15 protein-coding genes are annotated in these 18,079 nt (G+C 66.2%); 7 read left to right on the forward strand and 8 right to left on the reverse strand.

Annotation, left to right across the window (positions count from 1 at the left end):
• Positions 1-267: 267 nt before the first annotated feature.
• Together xseA and queG are read right to left on the reverse strand one after the other, a co-directional pair.
• On the reverse strand, positions 268-1,605 hold the full coding sequence (xseA, locus tag RQH86_RS16865) for an exodeoxyribonuclease VII large subunit (RefSeq protein ID WP_311238616.1): 1,338 nt from the start codon (positions 1,603-1,605) through the stop codon (positions 268-270).
• A 54-nt stretch (positions 1,606-1,659) separates the two neighbouring features.
• The gene (queG, locus tag RQH86_RS16870) at positions 1,660-2,727 is read right to left on the reverse strand and encodes a tRNA epoxyqueuosine(34) reductase QueG (RefSeq protein ID WP_311238615.1); all 1,068 of its coding nucleotides are present in this window, start codon (positions 2,725-2,727) and stop codon (positions 1,660-1,662) included.
• A 24-nt stretch (positions 2,728-2,751) separates the two neighbouring features.
• Between queG and RQH86_RS16875 the strand changes: the two genes are divergently transcribed.
• The 6 genes from RQH86_RS16875 to RQH86_RS16900 all read left to right on the forward strand — a co-directional run bounded on the left by RQH86_RS16875 (position 2,752) and on the right by RQH86_RS16900 (position 10,418).
• Complete coding sequence (locus RQH86_RS16875) at positions 2,752-4,239, forward strand: NAD(P)H-hydrate dehydratase (RefSeq protein WP_311238614.1); 1,488 nt, start codon at positions 2,752-2,754, stop codon at positions 4,237-4,239.
• Positions 4,236-4,736 (forward strand): tRNA (adenosine(37)-N6)-threonylcarbamoyltransferase complex ATPase subunit type 1 TsaE, encoded by a 501-nt coding sequence (tsaE, locus tag RQH86_RS16880; protein ID WP_311238613.1) that lies wholly within the window; start codon positions 4,236-4,238, stop codon positions 4,734-4,736. The genes RQH86_RS16875 and tsaE overlap by 4 nt, the downstream gene beginning before the upstream one ends.
• A gap of 70 nt (positions 4,737-4,806) precedes the next feature.
• Positions 4,807-6,477: an N-acetylmuramoyl-L-alanine amidase gene (locus RQH86_RS16885; RefSeq protein WP_311238612.1), complete on the forward strand. Its 1,671-nt coding sequence runs from the start codon at positions 4,807-4,809 to the stop codon at positions 6,475-6,477.
• Between the two features lie 138 nt (positions 6,478-6,615).
• On the forward strand, positions 6,616-8,487 hold the full coding sequence (mutL, locus tag RQH86_RS16890) for a DNA mismatch repair endonuclease MutL (protein ID WP_311238611.1): 1,872 nt from the start codon (positions 6,616-6,618) through the stop codon (positions 8,485-8,487).
• A complete protein-coding gene (locus RQH86_RS16895; RefSeq protein ID WP_311238610.1) occupies positions 8,487-9,422 on the forward strand; it encodes a DUF1684 domain-containing protein in 936 nt (311 codons plus the stop codon). The genes mutL and RQH86_RS16895 overlap by 1 nt, the downstream gene beginning before the upstream one ends.
• A gap of 33 nt (positions 9,423-9,455) precedes the next feature.
• Complete coding sequence (locus tag RQH86_RS16900) at positions 9,456-10,418, forward strand: TraB/GumN family protein (RefSeq protein ID WP_311238650.1); 963 nt, start codon at positions 9,456-9,458, stop codon at positions 10,416-10,418.
• A gap of 49 nt (positions 10,419-10,467) precedes the next feature.
• Here the strand turns inward: RQH86_RS16900 and phaR are convergent, their stop codons facing one another.
• The 3 genes from phaR to gluQRS all read right to left on the reverse strand — a co-directional run bounded on the left by phaR (position 10,468) and on the right by gluQRS (position 12,928).
• Complete coding sequence (gene phaR, locus RQH86_RS16905) at positions 10,468-11,043, reverse strand: polyhydroxyalkanoate synthesis repressor PhaR (protein WP_005994381.1); 576 nt, start codon at positions 11,041-11,043, stop codon at positions 10,468-10,470.
• Between the two features lie 159 nt (positions 11,044-11,202).
• Positions 11,203-11,943: a beta-ketoacyl-ACP reductase gene (locus RQH86_RS16910; RefSeq protein ID WP_055851936.1), complete on the reverse strand. Its 741-nt coding sequence runs from the start codon at positions 11,941-11,943 to the stop codon at positions 11,203-11,205.
• An 85-nt stretch (positions 11,944-12,028) separates the two neighbouring features.
• The gene (gluQRS, locus tag RQH86_RS16915; protein ID WP_311238609.1) at positions 12,029-12,928 is read right to left on the reverse strand and encodes a tRNA glutamyl-Q(34) synthetase GluQRS; all 900 of its coding nucleotides are present in this window, start codon (positions 12,926-12,928) and stop codon (positions 12,029-12,031) included.
• Positions 12,929-13,025: 97 nt separating this feature from the next.
• On the opposite strand from gluQRS, the gene htpX reads away from it, so the two are divergent.
• Positions 13,026-13,904 (forward strand): protease HtpX, encoded by an 879-nt coding sequence (gene htpX, locus RQH86_RS16920; protein ID WP_115513184.1) that lies wholly within the window; start codon positions 13,026-13,028, stop codon positions 13,902-13,904.
• 227 nt (positions 13,905-14,131) lie between these two features.
• Here the strand turns inward: htpX and RQH86_RS16925 are convergent, their stop codons facing one another.
• From RQH86_RS16925 to RQH86_RS16935, 3 genes are all read right to left on the reverse strand, one after another.
• Positions 14,132-16,201, reverse strand: coding sequence for an EAL domain-containing protein (locus RQH86_RS16925; RefSeq protein WP_115527936.1), 2,070 nt, complete (start codon positions 16,199-16,201; stop codon positions 14,132-14,134).
• A gap of 117 nt (positions 16,202-16,318) precedes the next feature.
• The gene (locus tag RQH86_RS16930; RefSeq protein WP_311238608.1) at positions 16,319-17,500 is read right to left on the reverse strand and encodes an NAD(P)/FAD-dependent oxidoreductase; all 1,182 of its coding nucleotides are present in this window, start codon (positions 17,498-17,500) and stop codon (positions 16,319-16,321) included.
• Positions 17,497-18,045, reverse strand: coding sequence for a YaeQ family protein (locus RQH86_RS16935; protein ID WP_311238607.1), 549 nt, complete (start codon positions 18,043-18,045; stop codon positions 17,497-17,499). The genes RQH86_RS16930 and RQH86_RS16935 overlap by 4 nt, the downstream gene beginning before the upstream one ends.
• Positions 18,046-18,079 lie beyond the last annotated feature (34 nt).

Raw genomic sequence — 18,079 nt, forward strand, 5'->3', positions numbered from 1 at the left:
TGTCGCCAGGCGGTTGCGGCTGCGCCGGCAAAGTACGCAACGCAGTGACGGCGCGCACGAGGGCATTGCTGCGAGCCTCCGCTGCTCATCATTGTCGCGACCACGCAGTATGCGGTCGCCAACGCGCTGTCGGTCATGCGGCACAAGTACCCGCATCCGCGCTACTACGCGCAGTCACTCCACACCATCGTCGCGACGATACCGCCTGCGGTCCGCCACTGCGCTGTCGGTCATCCGGCGCAAGCACCCGCACCTGCGTTGTCGCCGTCAGTCGTCGCTCGGCTCGACCCGCACCGCGATGCTGCCATCGGCCAGTTGCGCACGCAGGCGCTCGCCTGGGGCCACGTCGGCGGCGCTGCGCACCACGCTTCCATCGGCAGGACGGGTGACGATGGCATAACCGCGCGCCACGGTGGCGAGCGGGCTGACCGCTTCCAGCGAGCGCACCAGGCCGCGCAAACGTAATTGATCGTGCTGCAGCCGCCGTTGCATCGCCGCCTGCGGGTGTAATGTGCGCAACCGTTGCTGCAAGGTGGCCAGATTGCGTTGCGGGTTCTGCGCCTGCAGGCGCGTCTGCCCGCGTTGCACGCGTGCCTGCAGACGTTCCAGCAGCTGGGTCATGCGCGCGCGCAACTGCCGGCCGGCTTCTTCCTGGCGGCGCTGCAGCAGCTGCAATCGCGCCTGCGGGCTGTGCGCACGCAAGCGCAATGCAAGCCGGTCGGCGCGTTGCATCGCATTGCCCAATGCGTGCTGTTGCAGCTGGGCGATGCGCGCGCGTGCGCGCCGCACCCGTGCCACCAGTTCGCGTTGATCGGGCACCAGCAATTCGGCCGCTACCGACGGTGTGGGTGCACGCACGTCGGCGACAAAATCGCTGAGGCTGAAGTCGGTCTCGTGGCCCACCGCCGACACCACCGGTGTCTGCGCGGCGGCAATCGCGCGTGCCAGGCGCTCGTCGTTGAACGCCCACAGATCTTCCAGCGAGCCGCCGCCCCGGGTAATCAGGATGACGTCATAGCGCCCGGACGCATCGGCGCGCTGCAGCAGCGAGGTGACTTGCGCCGCAGCGCTGTCGCCTTGCACCAGCGACGGCAACAGGTCCACTTCCAGCAGCGGGAAGCGCCGTGCCAGCACGCTGAGCACGTCGCGCACCGCCGCACCGCTGGGCGAGGTGATCACCGCCAGTCGCCGCACGTGCGCAGGCAATGGCTGCTTGCGTTCGGCATCGAACAGGCCTTCTGCCGCAAGTCGCGCACGCAATTCGTCGAAGGCCCGCCGCAGCGCGCCTTCGCCGGCTTCTTCCATGTGGTCGAGCACCAGCTGGTAGTCGCCGCGCGCTTCGTACAGGGTCAAACGCCCGCGTGCGAGCACGCGCAGGCCTTCGCGTGGCTGAAACTTCAGCCAAGTGCTCTTGGGCTTGAACATCGCGCAGCGGATCTGCGCGCGCGCATCCTTGAGCGTGAAATACAGATGGCCGGAAGACGGGCGGGTGACGCTGCTTAGTTCGGCTTCCACCCAGACCAACGGGAAGCTGCCTTCCAGCAGGTCGCGCGCCAATGTGTTGAGCTGGCTGGGAGTGAGGATCTGTTGGTTGCGGTCTGCCATCGCCGCATTATCCCGCAGTGGCGATGCGCATGCGTGAGCGCAGCGGCTGGAAACTCAGATGCCGTGTTGCGCCAGTGCCCAGCCCACGTGTTCGCGGACCAGCTCCGACGCGTCGTGGCGGCGGGCTTCCAACGCCGCCAACACCTCTGGCGTGCCGGGCGCGTTGCCCAGGCCGACGGCGATATTGCGCAACCAACGCTGATGGCCGCTGCGGCGGATCGGGCTGCCTTCGGTACGTTGCAGGAACTCGGCTTCGTCCCAGGCGAACAGCTGCGGCAGCGTCGCCACATCCAATGCGTTGCGGGCGCGGAAGTCGGCCTCATCGGTGCGCTGGGCGAACTTGTTCCAGGGGCAGACCAGCTGGCAGTCGTCGCAGCCGAAGATGCGGTTGCCGATCGGCTTGCGCATTTCTTCGGGAATCGGTCCATCGTGCTCGATGGTGAGGTAGGCGATGCAGCGGCGCGCATCCAGCCGATACGGCGCAATGATGGCCTGGGTCGGGCAGATGTCGATGCAGCGCGTGCAGGTGCCGCAATGCGCAGTGGCGGGCGTGTCGACCGGCAGCGGCAGATCCAGGTAGATCTCGCCCAGAAAGAACCACGAGCCGCCGTTGCGGTCGATCAGGCAGGTGTGTTTGCCGATCCAGCCCAGCCCGGCGTTGCGGGCCAGCGCGCGCTCCAGCACCGGTGCGGAATCGACGAATACGCGGTAGCCGAAGGCGCCGATCTCGCCCTGGATGCGCTCGGCCAGTTTTTGCAGCCGGTTGCGCATCAGCTTGTGGTAATCGCGGCCCAATGCATAACGCGCCACGTATGCACGGGTGCCATCGTGCAAGGTCGTCCAGGCCTCGGTGTCGTCCTTGCGGCCGTAATCCATGCCCACCGACAACACCCGCAAGGTGCCCGGCACCAGCTCCTGCGGACGCGAGCGCTTGTCGCCGTGTTGGGCCATCCAGTGCATCGTTCCGTACAGGCCTTCTTCCAGCCAGCTGCGCAGATGCGCCTCGTCTTCGCCCAGCTCGATACCGGTGATGCCGCAGCGTTGAAAGCCCGCTTCGCGCGCAAGCGCACGGATGCGCGCGGCAGCATGGTTGAGGTCGGGGCGGGCGAGGGCGGCAGACATGGCGACAAGTATAGAATTCCCGGCATGTACGCACCGCTCGCTCTTTACGACACCGCTGCCGCGCGCACGCTCGATGCGCAGGCCACCACGCTGCTGGGTGGCGATGGCTACACCTTGATGCAACGTGCCGGGCAGGCCGCCTGGCAATGGTTGCTGAAACGCTGGCCGCAGGCGCGACGCATCGTGGTGGTGTGCGGCACCGGCAATAACGGCGGCGATGGCTATGTGCTGGCGCGACTGGCGCAGCGCGCCGGACGCCAGGTGTGCGTGGTGCATCTGCCCGAGCACGGCCCGGCCTCGGCGATGGCCCAGCGCGCCTGCACCGAGTATCTGGCGGTTGGCGGTGCGATCGAGTTGTTTCCAACTCCGCTGGCGCAGGCTGATGTCATCGTCGATGCGCTGTTCGGTATCGGCCTGAACCGCGCGCCCGATGCGCAGACCGCCGCCTTGATCGAGGCCATCAACGCGGCCGGCACCCCGGTGCTGGCGCTGGATGTGCCCAGCGGGATCGATGCCGACCACGGTGTCGCTTTCGAGACCGCGGTGCGCGCGGATGTCACCTTGCAGTTCATCGTCCCGCATCTCGGCTTGTATACCGGCGACGCACTGGAATACACGGGCGAACGCGGCATCGCCGCGCTGGACGTGCCGGCCTCTGCATTCGAGGGGCTGCATCCGGCCGCACACAGCTGGGACATTGATGCCCTGTCCGCGCACTTGCGGCCGCGTCGGCGCAATACGCACAAGGGCGAATCGGGGCGTGTGCTGTGCGTGGGCGGCAATCTCGGCAGCGGCGGCGCGATCCTGCTGACCGCCGAAGCCGCATTGCGCAGCGGCGCAGGGTTGGTGCAGGTCGCCACCCGCGCAGAGCATGTCACCGCGCTGCTGGCGCGCTGCCCCGAAGCGATGGTACGCGCCGTGCAGGCGGACGACGACATCGCTGCACTGGCCGATGCCGCCGACGTCGTTGCGCTTGGGCCGGGACTGGGCCAGGACGACTGGGCGCGCGCGTTGTGGCAAGGCGTGCTGGGGTCGGACAGTGCGGTCGTCATCGATGCCGATGGCCTGAATCTGCTGGCGGCGACCGCCGCGCCGCCGCGGGGCCCGCGCGTACTGACCCCGCATCCCGGCGAAGCAGCGCGGCTGCTGGGAATCCCCACTGCGCAGGTGCAGCGCGATCGCCTGGCCGCCGCTGCCGCGTTGGCCCAGCGGTTTGATGCAGTAGTGGTGCTCAAGGGGGCCGGCACGGTGGTGGCTGCCCCGCATGCGGTGCCGCGGATCATCGATGCCGGCAATCCCGGCATGGCCGTCGGCGGCATGGGCGACCTGCTGACCGGGGTGATCGCCGCCCTGCTGGGGCAGGGCTGGTCGGCCTTCGATGCAGCCAGCCTTGGCGCCTTGCTGCACGGCTGCGCCGGCGATGCGGCCGCACGCGATGGCGAGCGCGGCCTGTTGCCTACCGACCTGCTGCCGCAGCTGCGTCGTCTCGCCAATGCCGGAGCCAGCGCATGAGTCAGCTCGATGCACACCTGATCGACGCCGAAGCCACGGAAGCACTCGGCCGCGCCCTGGCCGCGGTGCGGCCTGCCACGGCGATGGTGCAACTGCATGGCGACCTGGGCGCTGGCAAATCCACGCTGGCGCGTGCGCTGCTGCGGGCGCTTGGCGTCACCGGCCCGATCCGCAGCCCCACCTACACCCTGGTCGAGCGTTATCCGCTGAGCAGCGGCGACGAAGCCTGGCATCTGGATCTGTACCGCATCGGCAATGCCGGCGAGCTGGATTTCCTCGGCTTGGACGAAGGCAGCGCCAGTTTGTGGTTGGTCGAATGGCCGGAGCGCGGTGCAGGCATCTTGCCGCCGGTGGATCTGGACGTGGAACTGGCCGTGGAGGGCGACGGGCGCAGCGTACGGTTGCTGGGCCGCAGCCCAGCCGGGCGCGACTGGCTGCATGCGGTGGCTCAACAGGCTGAGTTGCAGCCTCTTTTTGCCAGCGGACAAGAAGAATGAACGCCAGGTTACGGATTATTAAGGGAAATCACCTTGCAATTCACCCGGTTGGATGATTGAATCCAGCGCCATGACACCGGGGATCCGACAGTTCTGCGCTTCCGCCCTGACCGCCAGCCTTAGCCTGGCGATTTTTGCTGCGTGGGCCGGCGAAATCAAGACCGTCGGTGTCAGCACCGGCGCCACTGGCACGCGTGCAGAGATTCAGCTGGCCGGTAGCGGCGGTTTCAAGACGCTGTCGCTGGCCAACCCCAACCGTTTGGTGGTGGATTTCCCGGATTCGGCAGCCGCACGTGGCTTGAAATTGCCGCCAGCGAGCGGCCTGGTCACCTCGGTGCGCACCGGGCAGCCGGTGCCCGGCACCTTCCGGGTGGTGTTCGAGCTGGCAAGCCCGGTCACCGCGCTCAAGCCGCAGATGCAGACGCTGGGTAGTGCCTCCACCCTGGTGATCGAGTGGCCAGGCGATCCGGCGCCTGCGGTTGCGGTTGCGACATCTATTGCGGCCAGCACGCCTGCCGCACTGCCGCCGCCGCGTCCCGTCAACGCACAGGCCGAAGCCGCGCGTGCAACCGCAGCCCTGGCTGCGTCCGCGCAGCGTGCGTCGTCGCTGCCGCCAGCGCCGGTCGTCGTGCCTGCCTCGGCGATGCCGACGGTCACCCCGGCAGCGGTGCCGACCACCATCGCCACCGGCGTGCCGACGCCGCGTCCGGCAACGGCTGCAGTGGCTGCACCTACGACTCCCGCTGGCAGCATCCCTAATCGCGGTGCCGCGGGCCCCACAACTGGTGCGGCTGGTGTGGCTGCGACCGGCGGTGCGTCCGCCGCCGCAATCTTGAACGGCGGCAGCACACCGATGGCTGCTGCCGGCACCGGTGCGGTCGTGTCCGGCACTGCGTCCGGCGCCAGCGCCGACGACGATCTGCCACCACCGCGCCCGGTGCTGCCCAGCGAGGCCTCGCGGGTCAAGATGGCGCCGGGCATGCGGCCGCTGATCGTTGCCATCGACCCAGGCCACGGCGGTCAGGATCCAGGTGCGATGGGCCCGACCGGCAAGCGCGAAAAAGACGTGACCCTGGCGGTCGGCCGCGAACTGGCGCGCCAGATCAACGCCACGCCCGGCATGAAGGCTTACCTGACCCGCGATACCGACGTGTTCATTCCCTTGCCGATGCGTGCGCAAAAAGCGCGTGCCGCCAAGGCCGACATTTTCATCTCCATCCATGCCGACGCTGCGGAGAATCGCAGTGCAACCGGCTCGTCGGTGTATGTGCTGTCGACCAAGGGCGCCTCCTCGCAACGCGCGCGTTGGCTGGCCGATAAGGAAAACGCCGCCGACCTGGTTGGTGGCGTGCGTCTGCAACAGACCGAAAGCACGCTGGCCAATGTGCTGCTCGACCTGGCACAAAGCGGCCATATGAAGGCCTCCGAAGATGCCGCCGGCCATGTGCTGGGTGGCCTCAAGCGCATCGGCAACAATCACAAGCCGCAGCTGGAGCGCGCCAACTTTGCGGTGCTGCGGACGTCCGACATGCCGGCGATGCTGGTGGAAACCGCCTTCATCTCCAATCCGGACGAAGAACGCCGCCTGATCGACCCGGCCTACCAGCGCAAGATCGCCTCCGCCGTGCTGGATGGCATCGATACCTTCTTCACCCGTCAGCCGCCTCCGGGCACCTTGTTTGCCGCGCGCGCGCAGGCCGAAGCCGATGCCGTCGGCACCGTGGCCGGCGGCAGTCGCTGACCCGCTCGGCTATCATTCCGCACTGATTCCTTGAGTGACGGCGCCTGCGCGCCGACGGATTGCCGTGCCGACGTTCGTCTTGCCTGCTACACCCGCGATGCACCCTGTTTTGCGCTGCCAGCGCCGAAGCGCGCGCTGATGGCGATCCGTCAGTTACCAGAGATCCTGATCAACCAGATCGCTGCCGGCGAAGTCGTCGAGCGGCCCGCATCGGTGGTCAAGGAGCTGGTCGAAAACGCCCTCGATGCCGGCGCTACCCGCGTGGATATCGATCTGGAAGAGGGCGGCGTGCGCCTGATCCGCATCCGCGATAACGGTGGCGGCATTCCGCCCGATGAACTGCCGTTGGCGGTTTCGCGGCATGCCACTAGCAAGATCGCCTCGCTGGACGATCTGGAAACCGTCGCCACGCTCGGCTTCCGCGGCGAAGCCTTGCCTTCGATCGCCTCGGTCAGCCGCTTTACGCTGATTTCGCGGCGTCACGATGCCGAGCACGGCTCGGCGTTGCAGATCGAAGGCGGGCGGCTTGGCGAAGTAACGCCGCACGCGCATGCGCCCGGTACCACGGTGGAAGTGCGCGAGTTGTTCTTCAACGTGCCGGCGCGGCGCAAGTTTCTGCGTGCCGAACGCACCGAACTTGGGCACATCGAAGAGTGGCTGCGCTCGTTGGCGTTGGCGCGCCCGGATGTGGAATTGCGCGTCTCGCACAATGGCAAACCGTCGCGCCGCTACAAGCCGGGGGATCTGTATTCGGATGCGCGGCTGGGCGAAACCTTGGGCGAGGATTTCGCACGGCAGGCTTTGCGGGTCGATCACAGCGGTGCCGGCCTGCGCTTGCATGGCTGGGTTGCGCAACCGCATTACTCGCGGGCCAGTACCGACCAGCAATATCTCTACGTCAACGGCCGTTCGGTACGCGATCGCAGCGTGGCGCACGCGGTCAAGATGGCCTACGGCGATGTGTTGTTCCATGGCCGCCAACCGGCGTATGTGCTGTTTCTGGAGCTGGACCCGGCGCGCGTGGACGTTAACGTGCACCCGGCCAAGCACGAGGTGCGTTTCCGCGAAGCGCGGCTGATTCACGACTTCGTCTATCGCACCCTGCAGGATGCGCTGGCACAGACCCGCGCCGGCGCCACACCCAATAGCATCGGCAGCGACGGCGCGGGTTATGCGGCGACTGGTGGGATGGGCAACCTCGCTGGCGACGGTGCCACACCGTATGCCGGCGCATCCGGGAATGGCGGCGGCTCAGGCAGCTACGCCAACTGGACGCCCTCGCAGACGCCGTTGGGTCTGCGTGTGGACGAAGCGCGTGCAGCCTATAGCGCGTTGTATGCGCCGCCTTCCGGCAGCGCGCAGCAGTCCGCCAGCCTGCCGCAGTTCTCCGGAACCGGTCTGCCAGTCACGGCCGAAGACAGCGGCGTGCCGCCGTTGGGCTACGCGGTGGCGCAGTTGCACGGCATCTACATCCTGGCCGAAAACGCCGAAGGCCTGATCGTCGTGGACATGCACGCCGCGCACGAACGCATCGGCTACGAGCGGCTCAAGAACGCGCACGACAGCATCGGCCTGCATGCGCAGCCGTTGCTGGTGCCGATGACGCTGGCAGTGGGCGAGCGCGAGGCCGATACCGCCGAGCGCGAGGCCGAGACGCTGGCTACCCTGGGCTTCGAGATCACCCGCGCCGGCCCGCAATCGCTGCACGTCCGCAGCATTCCCGCCTTGCTGGCCAATGCCGAGCCGGAGGCGTTGCTGCGCGATGTGCTGGGCGACCTGCGCGAGCACGGTCAGAGCCGCCGTATCGCCAGCGCACGCGACGAACTGCTGTCGACCATGGCCTGTCACGGCGCGGTGCGCGCCAACCGACGTCTCACCGTGCCTGAAATGAACGCGCTGCTGCGCGATATGGAAGCCACCGAGCGCTCGGGTCAATGCAATCATGGCCGACCCACCTGGGCTCGGTTTACGCTGAGCGATATTGATCGTTGGTTTCTCAGGGGGCGTTGATGGCAGTGCACACGGGGAAGGGCTGGCTGCTCGGCATGCTGGTGGCAGCGGCGCTGGTCGGATGTGGGCGCGATGCGCCGCCGCCTGCCGCGCCGGTGGCGTTGGACAAGACATTCCTGGCCGACAACGCCGCCTGGCGCGAAAGCCGGATCAACGAACTGCGTGCGCCCGATGGCTGGACCAGCCTGGTCGGGCTGCATTGGCTGTCGCTGAAAGCGCATTACATCGGCAGTAGCGCCGATAGCGGCATCCGGCTCGCGGTCGGGCCGCCGAAGATGGGCATGGTGTCCAGCGAGGGCGGGGCGGTGTGGTTCGTGCCCGAACGTGGCGCTGCGCTCAGCGTGGATGGCAAGCCGCTAACCGGCAAGATCCGCTTCCAGTCCGATCGCGATCCGCAGCCCACATTCATCCATTTCGACGATGGCAAGGGCGTGCTCAGCCTGATCCATCGCGGCGACCGCTACGCATTGCGGGTCAAGCACGCCGACGCGCCATCGCGCAGCAAATTCGCCGGGCTGGAGTACTGGCCGGCAGATCCTTCCTGGCGCATCACCGCACGCTACGTGCCCAACGATGTTGGCAAGACCATCCCGATCGTGGACATCGTCGGCATCAGTAGCGAGCAGCCCAACGCCGGCGCCATCGTCTTCGAGCGCGATGGCAAGACCTATCGCCTGGAAACGATCGGCGAACCTGGGCGGCCGGTGTTCGTGGTGTTCGCCGACCGCACCAGTGGGCACGGCAGCTATCCGGCCGGGCGCTTTCTGGACGTGGACGTGCCGGATGCGTCCGGTCATGTGGCGGTGGACTTCAATCGCGCCTACAACCCGCCGTGCGCGTTCACTCCCTTCGCAACCTGCCCGTTGCCGCCGCCGGAAAACCGGATCGATCTGGCGGTCTCGGCCGGCGAGAAAACTTACAAGGTGCCGCACTGACGTGATGAGGTGGATACGGTGAACGTTGATGCGATGACGGTGCGCCTGCGTGCGCGCATTGCCGCCTGGTGCAGTGGCGCGCTGATCGGCCTGGCGCTATGGAGCGGGGCGGCCGCACCGGCCTGGGCGCGTGGTGCCAACGACGCACCTGCCAGCCCGCCGGTGCCGCTGCTGTGGAAGGTCGACGGCAAGGGCGGCACGCTCTATCTGCTGGGCTCGTTCCACGTGCTCAAGCCCAGCGATTACCCGTTGTCGCCGGATGTGATGCAGGCATTCGCCAAGGCCGACCGTCTGCTGTTCGAGCTGCCACCGTCGGATGCGCAATCGCCGCAGCTGGCCAGCCGCATGCTGCAGGTGGCACGACGCACCGATGGGCGCACCCTGCAGGACGTGCTGGACGCAAAGACCTGGCAGGCGCTCAGTGCCTACGCGCGCAAGTACGGCATGTCGATCGACGCCCTGCAGTCGCTCAAACCCTGGTTTGTCGCACTGTCGATCAGCCTGGCCGAGATGAGCCGGCAAGGCATGGACCCGAACGCGGGTCTGGACCATTACCTGATGGCTCAGGCGCAGGCCAAGGGCAAGCCCGCCGACGGCCTGGAGCGCGCCGAAGAACAGATCGCCCTGCTCGATGGCATGTCGCCCACCGAGCAGCATCAGCTGCTGGAAGAAGCGCTGGACGAGGCCGATACCACCGATCAGCTGCGCCGGCTGCATGCGGCGTGGCGCAATGGCGACGTGCACACGCTATCCACGCAGATGGCCGAAGACATGCGCCGCCAGTACCCGGCGCTGTATCAGGACATCAACGTCGAACGCAATGCGCGCTGGGTGCCACGTCTGGAAAAACAGCTGGGCAAGGGCAGTGGAACCACCTTGGTCGTGGTGGGCGCCCTGCATCTTTTGGGAAACGACGGTGTGGTGGAGCGCCTGCGTGCGCGCGGCTACCACGTAGAGCGGATCTGCTCGGCCTGCGCGGAGCAGGCCGGCCGCTGACTGCTCGCGCGCCTGCCAGCCCGATGGGCTGGAGGCGCGAGCAGTGCTGTCATCCGCGGTTGCGGGCCTTGCCGGTGGTACCGGTATGGCTGTTGGACGCACCGTGCGTACCGGTGCCCATCGGGCCGCTGCCCATGCTGCCGGCGCCAGGCGGGGTCGGCGGTGTGCCAGGGCCACCCGGACGACCGAAACCGGCGCCGAAGTTGCGCTGAAACTCCTGCCACAACTCCAGGTTGCGCTCTGTCAGCTGGTTCATCATCGCCCAGGGGGTCTGCCCGAGCAGGTTGCCCATCTGCTGGCGGAACTGCTGCTGCTGGTCCAGGAACACCTGCATGCTGCGCTCCAGGTAGTTACCCATGAAGCCCTGCAGCGAATCTCCGTAGAAACGGATGATCTGACTCAGCAACTGGGTGGAGAGCATCGGCTCGCCGTCCTGTTCCCGGTCGGCAATGATCTGCAACAAGACGGCACGACTTAAATCTTCGCCACTCTTGGCATCGCGGACTTCGAACTCCTCGCCGTCGATGATCAACTGGCGCACATCTTCGATGGTGATATAGCTGGAAATCTCGGTGTCGTAGAGACGGCGATTGGGATACTTCTTGATGATGCGAAGTCCGGCCATGGAACGTTCACTCACACTGATAGTGCGCGCAGGATGGCGCAGCGCAGCAGCGGTTGCAACAGTCAGAAGGCCTTATTTGCTTAAGCGGACACATTAAAAATGTTGCGCAGCATGGTTTTTGATCCAAATCCATGCTGCACCGCAAAGTTGCAGCAAACGTTACCAGCCCATGTGGTGGCCGCCGTTGATGTCCAGATTGGACCCGGTAATCCAGGCAGCCTCTTCCGCGACCAGAAACGCTACGGCATAGGCGATCTCTTCCGGACGTCCCAGCCGGCCGGTCGGGATGTCGGCCACGATCTTGGCGCGGACCTCTTCCGGTACCGCCATCACCATGTCGGTGGCCACGTAACCGGGCGAGACCGTGTTGACCGTGACCCCGAACGCGGCATTTTCGCGCGCTAGCGAAATGGTGAACCCGTGCATGCCGGCCTTGGCCGCTGCGTAGTTGGCCTGGCCGTACTGGCCCTTGAGCCCGTTAATGGAACTGATCTGGATCACCCGGCCCCAGCCGCGCTTGCGCATGCCTTCGATCACCGGGCGGGTGACGTTGAACACCGAGTTGAGGTTGGTGTTGATGACGTCGTGCCATTGCTCGGCAGTCATGCGGTGAAAGGTGGTATCGCGGGTGATGCCGGCGTTGTTGACCAGGACCTCGATCGGCCCCAGCGACGCTTCCACCTCCTCGACCAGTGCACGCGCATGCTCGGACGACGCCACATCGCCGCGGAACAGGGCAAATGCGTAGCCCTGCGCCTGCATGCGCTGCTGCCAGTCGCGCGCCTTTTCCTCGTTGCGGAAGTTGCTGGCCACCTTATGGCCCTGGTCGGCAAGGCGCTTGCAGATGGCGGTACCGATACCGCCGGTGCCGCCGGTGACCAATGCGACGCGAGATGTCATGACGACTCCAATAAGCAGGTAAGTCCGGGGCGATCAGGGTGCCGGCGCAGGCGCCGCACCCGGATGCCGATGCTGGGTCGCAATTCTAGTCACGCCGGGGCTGCGATGCGCGCCCATCGCTGCCCAGGGCGCAGGTGCGCGGTAGCAGGTCGGGCGAAAAATGCTGCACGGCGTGCTGCAGCAGCGTGTCGATATCCGCACGCGGCGGCAGGGCGGACGCCACCTGGCCCAGGACCTGCCAGGCGGCACGCAACGCCGGCAACGGGTCGGCGTCGTCCAGTGCGGGCGCACCATGCGATTTGGACAGCTTGCGGCCATCGGCATCCAGGATCAGCGGCAGATGCAGATAGCGTGGCTGCGGCAGGTTCAGGGCGCGCTGCAGCAGGAGTTGGCGCGGGGTGGAGTCGAGCAGGTCGGCGCCGCGCACGACATCGGTGATGTCTTGCAGTGCATCGTCCACCACCACCGCCAACTGGTATGCCCAATAGCCATCGGCACGGCGCAACACCACATCGCCGACGTCGGCGTACACGTCCTGCCACACATGGCCTTGCAAGGCATCGTCGAAGCCGACCGGCGCCTGGGGCGGCACCCGCAGTCGTACCGCGCGCCGGTCGCCCAGCGGCGCCACGCAAGCGTGGTGGATGCCGCCCATCTCGGCCAGATCGGCACGGCTGCAGCTGCATTCGAACGCCAGCCCGGCCTCCAGCAGTGCGGCGATTACGCCGGTGTACTGCGCATCGCGGTCGGATTGCCGAATCACTGGCAGGTCCGAGATCAGCCCGAACGCGGCCAGGCTGCGCAGCTGGCGTTCGGATGCGCCTGCCTCAGCGCGTGGCGGGTCGATGTCCTCGATACGCACGCACCACTGCCCACCGGCATGGCGAGCGAGCAACCAGCTGCCAAACGCCGCCAGCAGGGAGCCGAAGTGCAGGGGGCCGGTCGGGGAGGGCGCGAAGCGGCCGCGGTAGAGGGGCAATGGCATAGACAGCTGAATCGTCGGTCAGGTGCTTGCTTGATTTCAAGTCGCGACGGCCGCAAATCCGCAACAGTTCACCCTGCATCAGTGGAGCAAGCGCGTCATGTTCAACCGCATTTTCCTGTTCCTGCTGACCAACCTGGCGGTGTTGTTCCTCGCCAGCATTGTGATGTCGGTCTTGGGCGTCAATTCCGCGCAGATGAGCGGCTTGCTGGTGATGGGCGCCATCTTCGGTTTCGGCGGCGCGTTCATTTCCTTACTGCTGTCCAAATTCATGGCCAAGCGCAGCACCGGTGCGCAGGTCATCACCGAGCCGCGCACCCCGACCGAGCGGTGGTTGCTGGAGACGGTACGGCGTCAGGCGCAGGCCGCCGGCATCGGCATGCCGGAAGTGGCGGTTTACGAGGGTCCAGAGATCAATGCCTTCGCAACCGGCGCCAATCGCAACAAAGCCCTGGTCGCAGTCTCTACCGGCCTGCTGCAGAACATGAGTCAGGACGAGGCCGAAGCGGTGCTGGGCCACGAAATCGCCCACGTTGCCAATGGCGACATGGTGACCATGGCGCTGTTGCAGGGCGTGTTGAATACCTTCGTGATCGTGTTGGCGCGTGTGGTCGGCGGCATCATCGACAGCACCTTGTCGGGCAACCGCGAGGGCGGCCGCGGCTTTGCCTACTACATCATCGTGTTCGCGCTGGAGATGGTGTTGGGCATGTTCGCGACCATGATTGCAATGTGGTTCTCGCGCCGTCGCGAGTTTCGCGCCGACGCCGGTGGCGCGCAGCTGGCCGGGCGCAACAAGATGATCGCCGCGCTGGAGCGGCTGTCACTCAACCACGGCCAGAGCACCTTGCCCTCGCAAGTCCAGGCGTTCGGTATCTCCGGTGGGGTGGGCAATGGCTTGCGTCGCCTGTTCCTCAGCCACCCGCCGCTGACCGAGCGCCTTGCTGCGTTGCGTGCGGCCAATGGCGCGGCACTGTAAGCGGCACGGGAGATCGCCGCGTCTCCGTGTGATGCGCAAGGTGCTGCCGTCATCAGCATCGATCGTTGTTGCAACGGCCACATGAACGCACCGCCCATGCTCAACGAAACAGTGCCCGCTGCATCACCTGGTCGGAAGCTGGTCGACTGGGTATCGGCTTGAAAGACAACAAAAAACCCGCGCATTGCGGGTTTTTTGTTGTCCTGCGTTGCCGGCTTTCGGTTGGATCAGCCGAATTCGTAGTTCATCAGTGGGCCGGTCGGTGCGACAAAATCGCCCTGCACATAATCTACTCCGGCACTGAAGAAGCTGCTCATCGACTGCGCATCGGCCACGAATTCGGCCACGGTCAAAATGCCTGCCGGCTGCGCGCGCGAGGTGATTTCGCGGATCTTTTCCTGGCTCTCGCGGGCCGAGGCGACGTCGCCGGTGATGCCGCGGTCCAGCTTGAGGAAGGCCGGCTGGAAATGCGCGAGCAGCTGGAACGAGTCCAGGCCCGAACCGAACTGCTCCAGCCCGACCTTGCAGCCCATCGCCGACACTGCCGCCAGAAACTGCTGCGCATTGCGCAGGTGCGTAAACACCTTCGATTCCGGCGTCTGTAACCACAAGCGCTCGCCCGGCACGCCGTACACCGCCAACTGCTCGCGGATGGTGTCGATCATCTGCGGGTCGGAGAACGAGTTCGGCCCGACACGCACCAGCAGGTGCGTTTTGTGCCCCGCACGTTGCCGTTCACCGAGCTGACGGATGGCGCGGGCCACCACCCAGCGGTCGATTTCGGTGACCAGGTCGTGCTCTTCGGCAATGGCCATGAAGGCATTCGGCGACATCATCTCGCCATTGCGATCCAGGCGCAGGAACGCCTGATACAGCTCCAGCGGCTCGCCCTGCAGATTGAGCACCGGCTGGTAATGCAGCAGGAAGCCATCGCCAACCAGTGCCTCGCGCAGCTGCTCCACCCAGCGTTCGATGCGTTCTTCCTCGGCGCGGTCGGAGGCGGCCGGGTCGTAGATGCTTACCGCGTTGCCGCCAAGCTCGGCGGTGGTGCGCACCGCCTCGGTCCCGCGATTGAGCACCTGGCCGATGCTGGCGATCTTTTCGCCGATCTGCACGCCGCCGATGCTCACCGTGACCGTGGCCGAGCGCGAACCGACGCTGAAAACATGCTGCGCGAACGCATCGCGTACCGTTTCCGCCAGCGCGTGGGAGCGTGCGTAGTTGCCGTCCAGCAACAGGGCAAAGCTGTGTTCGCCGAAGCGCGCCGCCACTACGCTTTCATCGACGATACCGGCCACATGCGCGGCCATCGCGGCGATCAGGGCGTCGGCCGAATCCAGGCCGATCTCGGGAAGGATGCGCGCATAGTGATCCGGCTCGATCAGCAAGAAGCCGGACTGGCCTTCGCTGCGGCCGGCGCGCGCCACCGCCTGTTCCAGCGCCACCATGAAGGTGGGCCGGTTGAGCAGGCCGGTGACCTGATCGCGCTGGCGCAGGTCTTCGACCTCGCGCGCCAGTTCCGGATCGAACTCCTCGCGGCGGCGGAACACCACCTGGATGCACGGCTCGCCTTCGTAGGTGGCGGTGGCAAATTCCATCGTCGCCGGGAAGGTGTCGCCTTCCAGTCGGCGCGCGTCGACCTTGTACTGCGCCGGCGGCGGCTCGCCCTTGGCCATGGCCTTGAGCAATTGCTTGAAGTCGTCGACGTACTGCGCGGCGATCATGTCCAGCAGCGACACGCCTTCGACATCGTCGAACGACTCGAAGCCGAACATTTCCAGATAAGCCTCATTGGCGCGGATATGCATGCCTTCGTGCACGTAGGCGATGGGGTCGCGCGAAGAGGCGATCAGTGCGTCGCAGCGGCGCTCGGTTTCGCGCATCTGCGCTTCGATGCGACGCAGACCGCGACGCGCCTGCAGGTCGGCCCATTCCGAACGCACCAGGGAGAGCAGGTGTTCGGGACGGTGGCGCAGCACGATGGCACGGATGCCGTGCGCAGCGGCCTCGACCAATGCATTCTCTTCGATGCGCTCGGCCAGCAGAATGATTGGAATGTCCTTGCCGCTGCCGGCGATCTGCTGCTGCAGAGCGCTCATCGGAATCTGCAGCGCCTGCCCATGCAGGGCCAGATCGATCTGGCCGGCGAGCATGCTGGCGAGCTCTTCCGGAGATTGCGGGCGCGAAGGCCGCACCGCGATGCCGCCGTTGCGCAGCGCCGTCACGATCGCCTCCGCACGCTCGACACTGTCGTCGACGATCATCAGGCGGAGGGTGAGATCTTTACCTCTTTGCATGCGCAACTCCCTGGCGACGGGCTTTAATACACGAAGGTCATCGGCTGCGTCCATGTCTGTGGACAACGCCGCATCCGGTGTGAGACTTGGGCCACGCTTCCGCGCGATGAAGAGGGATCAGGCCACGCTGCCGGCGGCATGTCCCGATGCCCAGGCCCACTGAAAGTTGTACCCACCCAGCCAGCCGGTGACATCCAGCACTTCGCCGATGAAGTACAGGCCAGTCACCAGCCGCGACTCCATGGTCGCACTTGAGACCTGATCGGTATCGACTCCGCCCAGCGTTACTTCAGCGGTGCGGTAACCCTCGGTTCCGCTGGCGATCAGCGGGAAGGCGCCAAGCAGCTCGGCCGCGCTCTGCAGCTGCGGTGGATCCAACTGACGCACCGGCTTATCCGGCAACCACGCTTCGCACAGGCGCTGCGCAAAGCGTCGCGGCATCACATCGCCCAGCACATTGCGCAGCTCGGTGGCCCCGCGTTGCTGTTTCTGCTCGCGCAGCCATGCGACTGCGTCTTGCCCCGGCATCAGGTCCAGCCGCAAGTCGTCGCCGGGCTGCCAATAGGACGAGATCTGCAGGATCGCCGGCCCGCTGACGCCGCGGTGGGTGAGCAGCATGAAGTTGCGGAAACTGACCCCGTTGCAGTGCGCCTCCACCGGCAGCGCGAGGCCGGACAAGTCCTGCAGACGTTCCTGATGCTTGCCGCTCAGGGTGAGCGGCACCAGCCCGGCGCGCGTCGGCAGCAGCGTATGGCCGAATTGCTTGGCCAGGGCGTAACCGAAGCCGCTGGCGCCCATACTGGGAATCGACAGCCCGCCGGTGGCGACGATCAGCGATTGCGTCTGCACGCGCCCCAGGCTGGTGTCGAGCGTGAAGCCGTCGCTGTCGCGGCGGACCGAGCGCACCTCGCACTGGGTGTGGATCTGCACCCCGGCTGCCTCGCACTCGTCCAGCAATAGCCGCACGATCTGCTTGGATGAGGTATCGCAGAACAGCTGGCCCAGCTCTTTCTCGTGATAGGCGATACCGTGACGCTCGACCAGCTCCACGAAATCGCCCGGGCTGTAGCGCGCCAGCGCAGATTTGCAGAAGTGGCGATTGGCGGAAATGAAGTTACCCGGCGTGGTGCCGGTATTGGTGAAATTGCAGCGCCCGCCGCCGGACATCAGGATTTTCTTGCCGACCTTGTTGGCGTGGTCCAGCACCAGCACCTGACGGCCGCGTCGGCCGGCGGTGAAGGCGCTCATCAGGCCGGCAGCCCCGGCACCGATGACCAGCACGTCGCAACGCATGCTCATTCGACTGGCGCTTGCCGCACCATCGGGGTCAGGGTGACGCTGCCGTGGTCGGCCAGCATCTGCACTTCGCCGTCCTGGATGATCACGTCAAAACGCATGCCGCGCTGGATCAGCGCTCCCAGGGCCTCGGTGGCCTGCGAGTCCAGTTCGATCACGCGCAGGTTGCTGTGCCGGCCCATGGCGTTGGCGTGTTTCTTCCACCAGGTTTCGGTGGCTTGACCGCCGTAGCCGATTACTACCGCTTCGCGCGAACGGTTGCAGGCCTTGCGCACGCGACTCTCGTCGGGCTGGCCGAGGTCGATCCATAGATCCGGGTCGCCGGTGTAGTCGCGCCGCCACAGGTCGGGTTCGTCGTCGTTGCTGAGGCCGCGGCCAAATTCCAGGCGGTCGTCGGCGAACAAGGCGAACGCGAGCAGCCGCACCATCAGGCGCTCGTCGGTTTCGGAAGGATGTTGGGCCAGGGTCAGCGGATGGTTGGCGTAGTAGCCGCGGTCCATGTCGCTGATCTGAAGTTCCGCCCTACGGACGGTGGCGGTGAGAGCCATCAGGATGCCGATTGCAAAGGGCGCTCATGATACG

Source organism: Xanthomonas sp. WCS2018Noco2-27, assembly GCF_031843525.1.
Taxonomy (GTDB): Bacteria; Pseudomonadota; Gammaproteobacteria; order Xanthomonadales; family Xanthomonadaceae; genus Xanthomonas.

Coding starts and splice junctions, on each gene's coding strand:
- xseA (WP_311238616.1), bottom strand. CDS start 1,605: ATGGCAGACCGCAACCAACAGATCCTCACTCCCAGCCAGCTCAACACA.
- queG (WP_311238615.1), bottom strand. CDS start 2,727: ATGTCTGCCGCCCTCGCCCGCCCCGACCTCAACCATGCTGCCGCGCGC.
- RQH86_RS16875 (WP_311238614.1), top strand. CDS start 2,752: ATGTACGCACCGCTCGCTCTTTACGACACCGCTGCCGCGCGCACGCTC.
- tsaE (WP_311238613.1), top strand. CDS start 4,236: ATGAGTCAGCTCGATGCACACCTGATCGACGCCGAAGCCACGGAAGCA.
- RQH86_RS16885 (WP_311238612.1), top strand. CDS start 4,807: ATGACACCGGGGATCCGACAGTTCTGCGCTTCCGCCCTGACCGCCAGC.
- mutL (WP_311238611.1), top strand. CDS start 6,616: ATGGCGATCCGTCAGTTACCAGAGATCCTGATCAACCAGATCGCTGCC.
- RQH86_RS16895 (WP_311238610.1), top strand. CDS start 8,487: ATGGCAGTGCACACGGGGAAGGGCTGGCTGCTCGGCATGCTGGTGGCA.
- RQH86_RS16900 (WP_311238650.1), top strand. CDS start 9,456: ATGACGGTGCGCCTGCGTGCGCGCATTGCCGCCTGGTGCAGTGGCGCG.
- phaR (WP_005994381.1), bottom strand. CDS start 11,043: ATGGCCGGACTTCGCATCATCAAGAAGTATCCCAATCGCCGTCTCTAC.
- RQH86_RS16910 (WP_055851936.1), bottom strand. CDS start 11,943: ATGACATCTCGCGTCGCATTGGTCACCGGCGGCACCGGCGGTATCGGT.
- gluQRS (WP_311238609.1), bottom strand. CDS start 12,928: ATGCCATTGCCCCTCTACCGCGGCCGCTTCGCGCCCTCCCCGACCGGC.
- htpX (WP_115513184.1), top strand. CDS start 13,026: ATGTTCAACCGCATTTTCCTGTTCCTGCTGACCAACCTGGCGGTGTTG.
- RQH86_RS16925 (WP_115527936.1), bottom strand. CDS start 16,201: ATGCAAAGAGGTAAAGATCTCACCCTCCGCCTGATGATCGTCGACGAC.
- RQH86_RS16930 (WP_311238608.1), bottom strand. CDS start 17,500: ATGAGCATGCGTTGCGACGTGCTGGTCATCGGTGCCGGGGCTGCCGGC.
- RQH86_RS16935 (WP_311238607.1), bottom strand. CDS start 18,045: ATGGCTCTCACCGCCACCGTCCGTAGGGCGGAACTTCAGATCAGCGAC.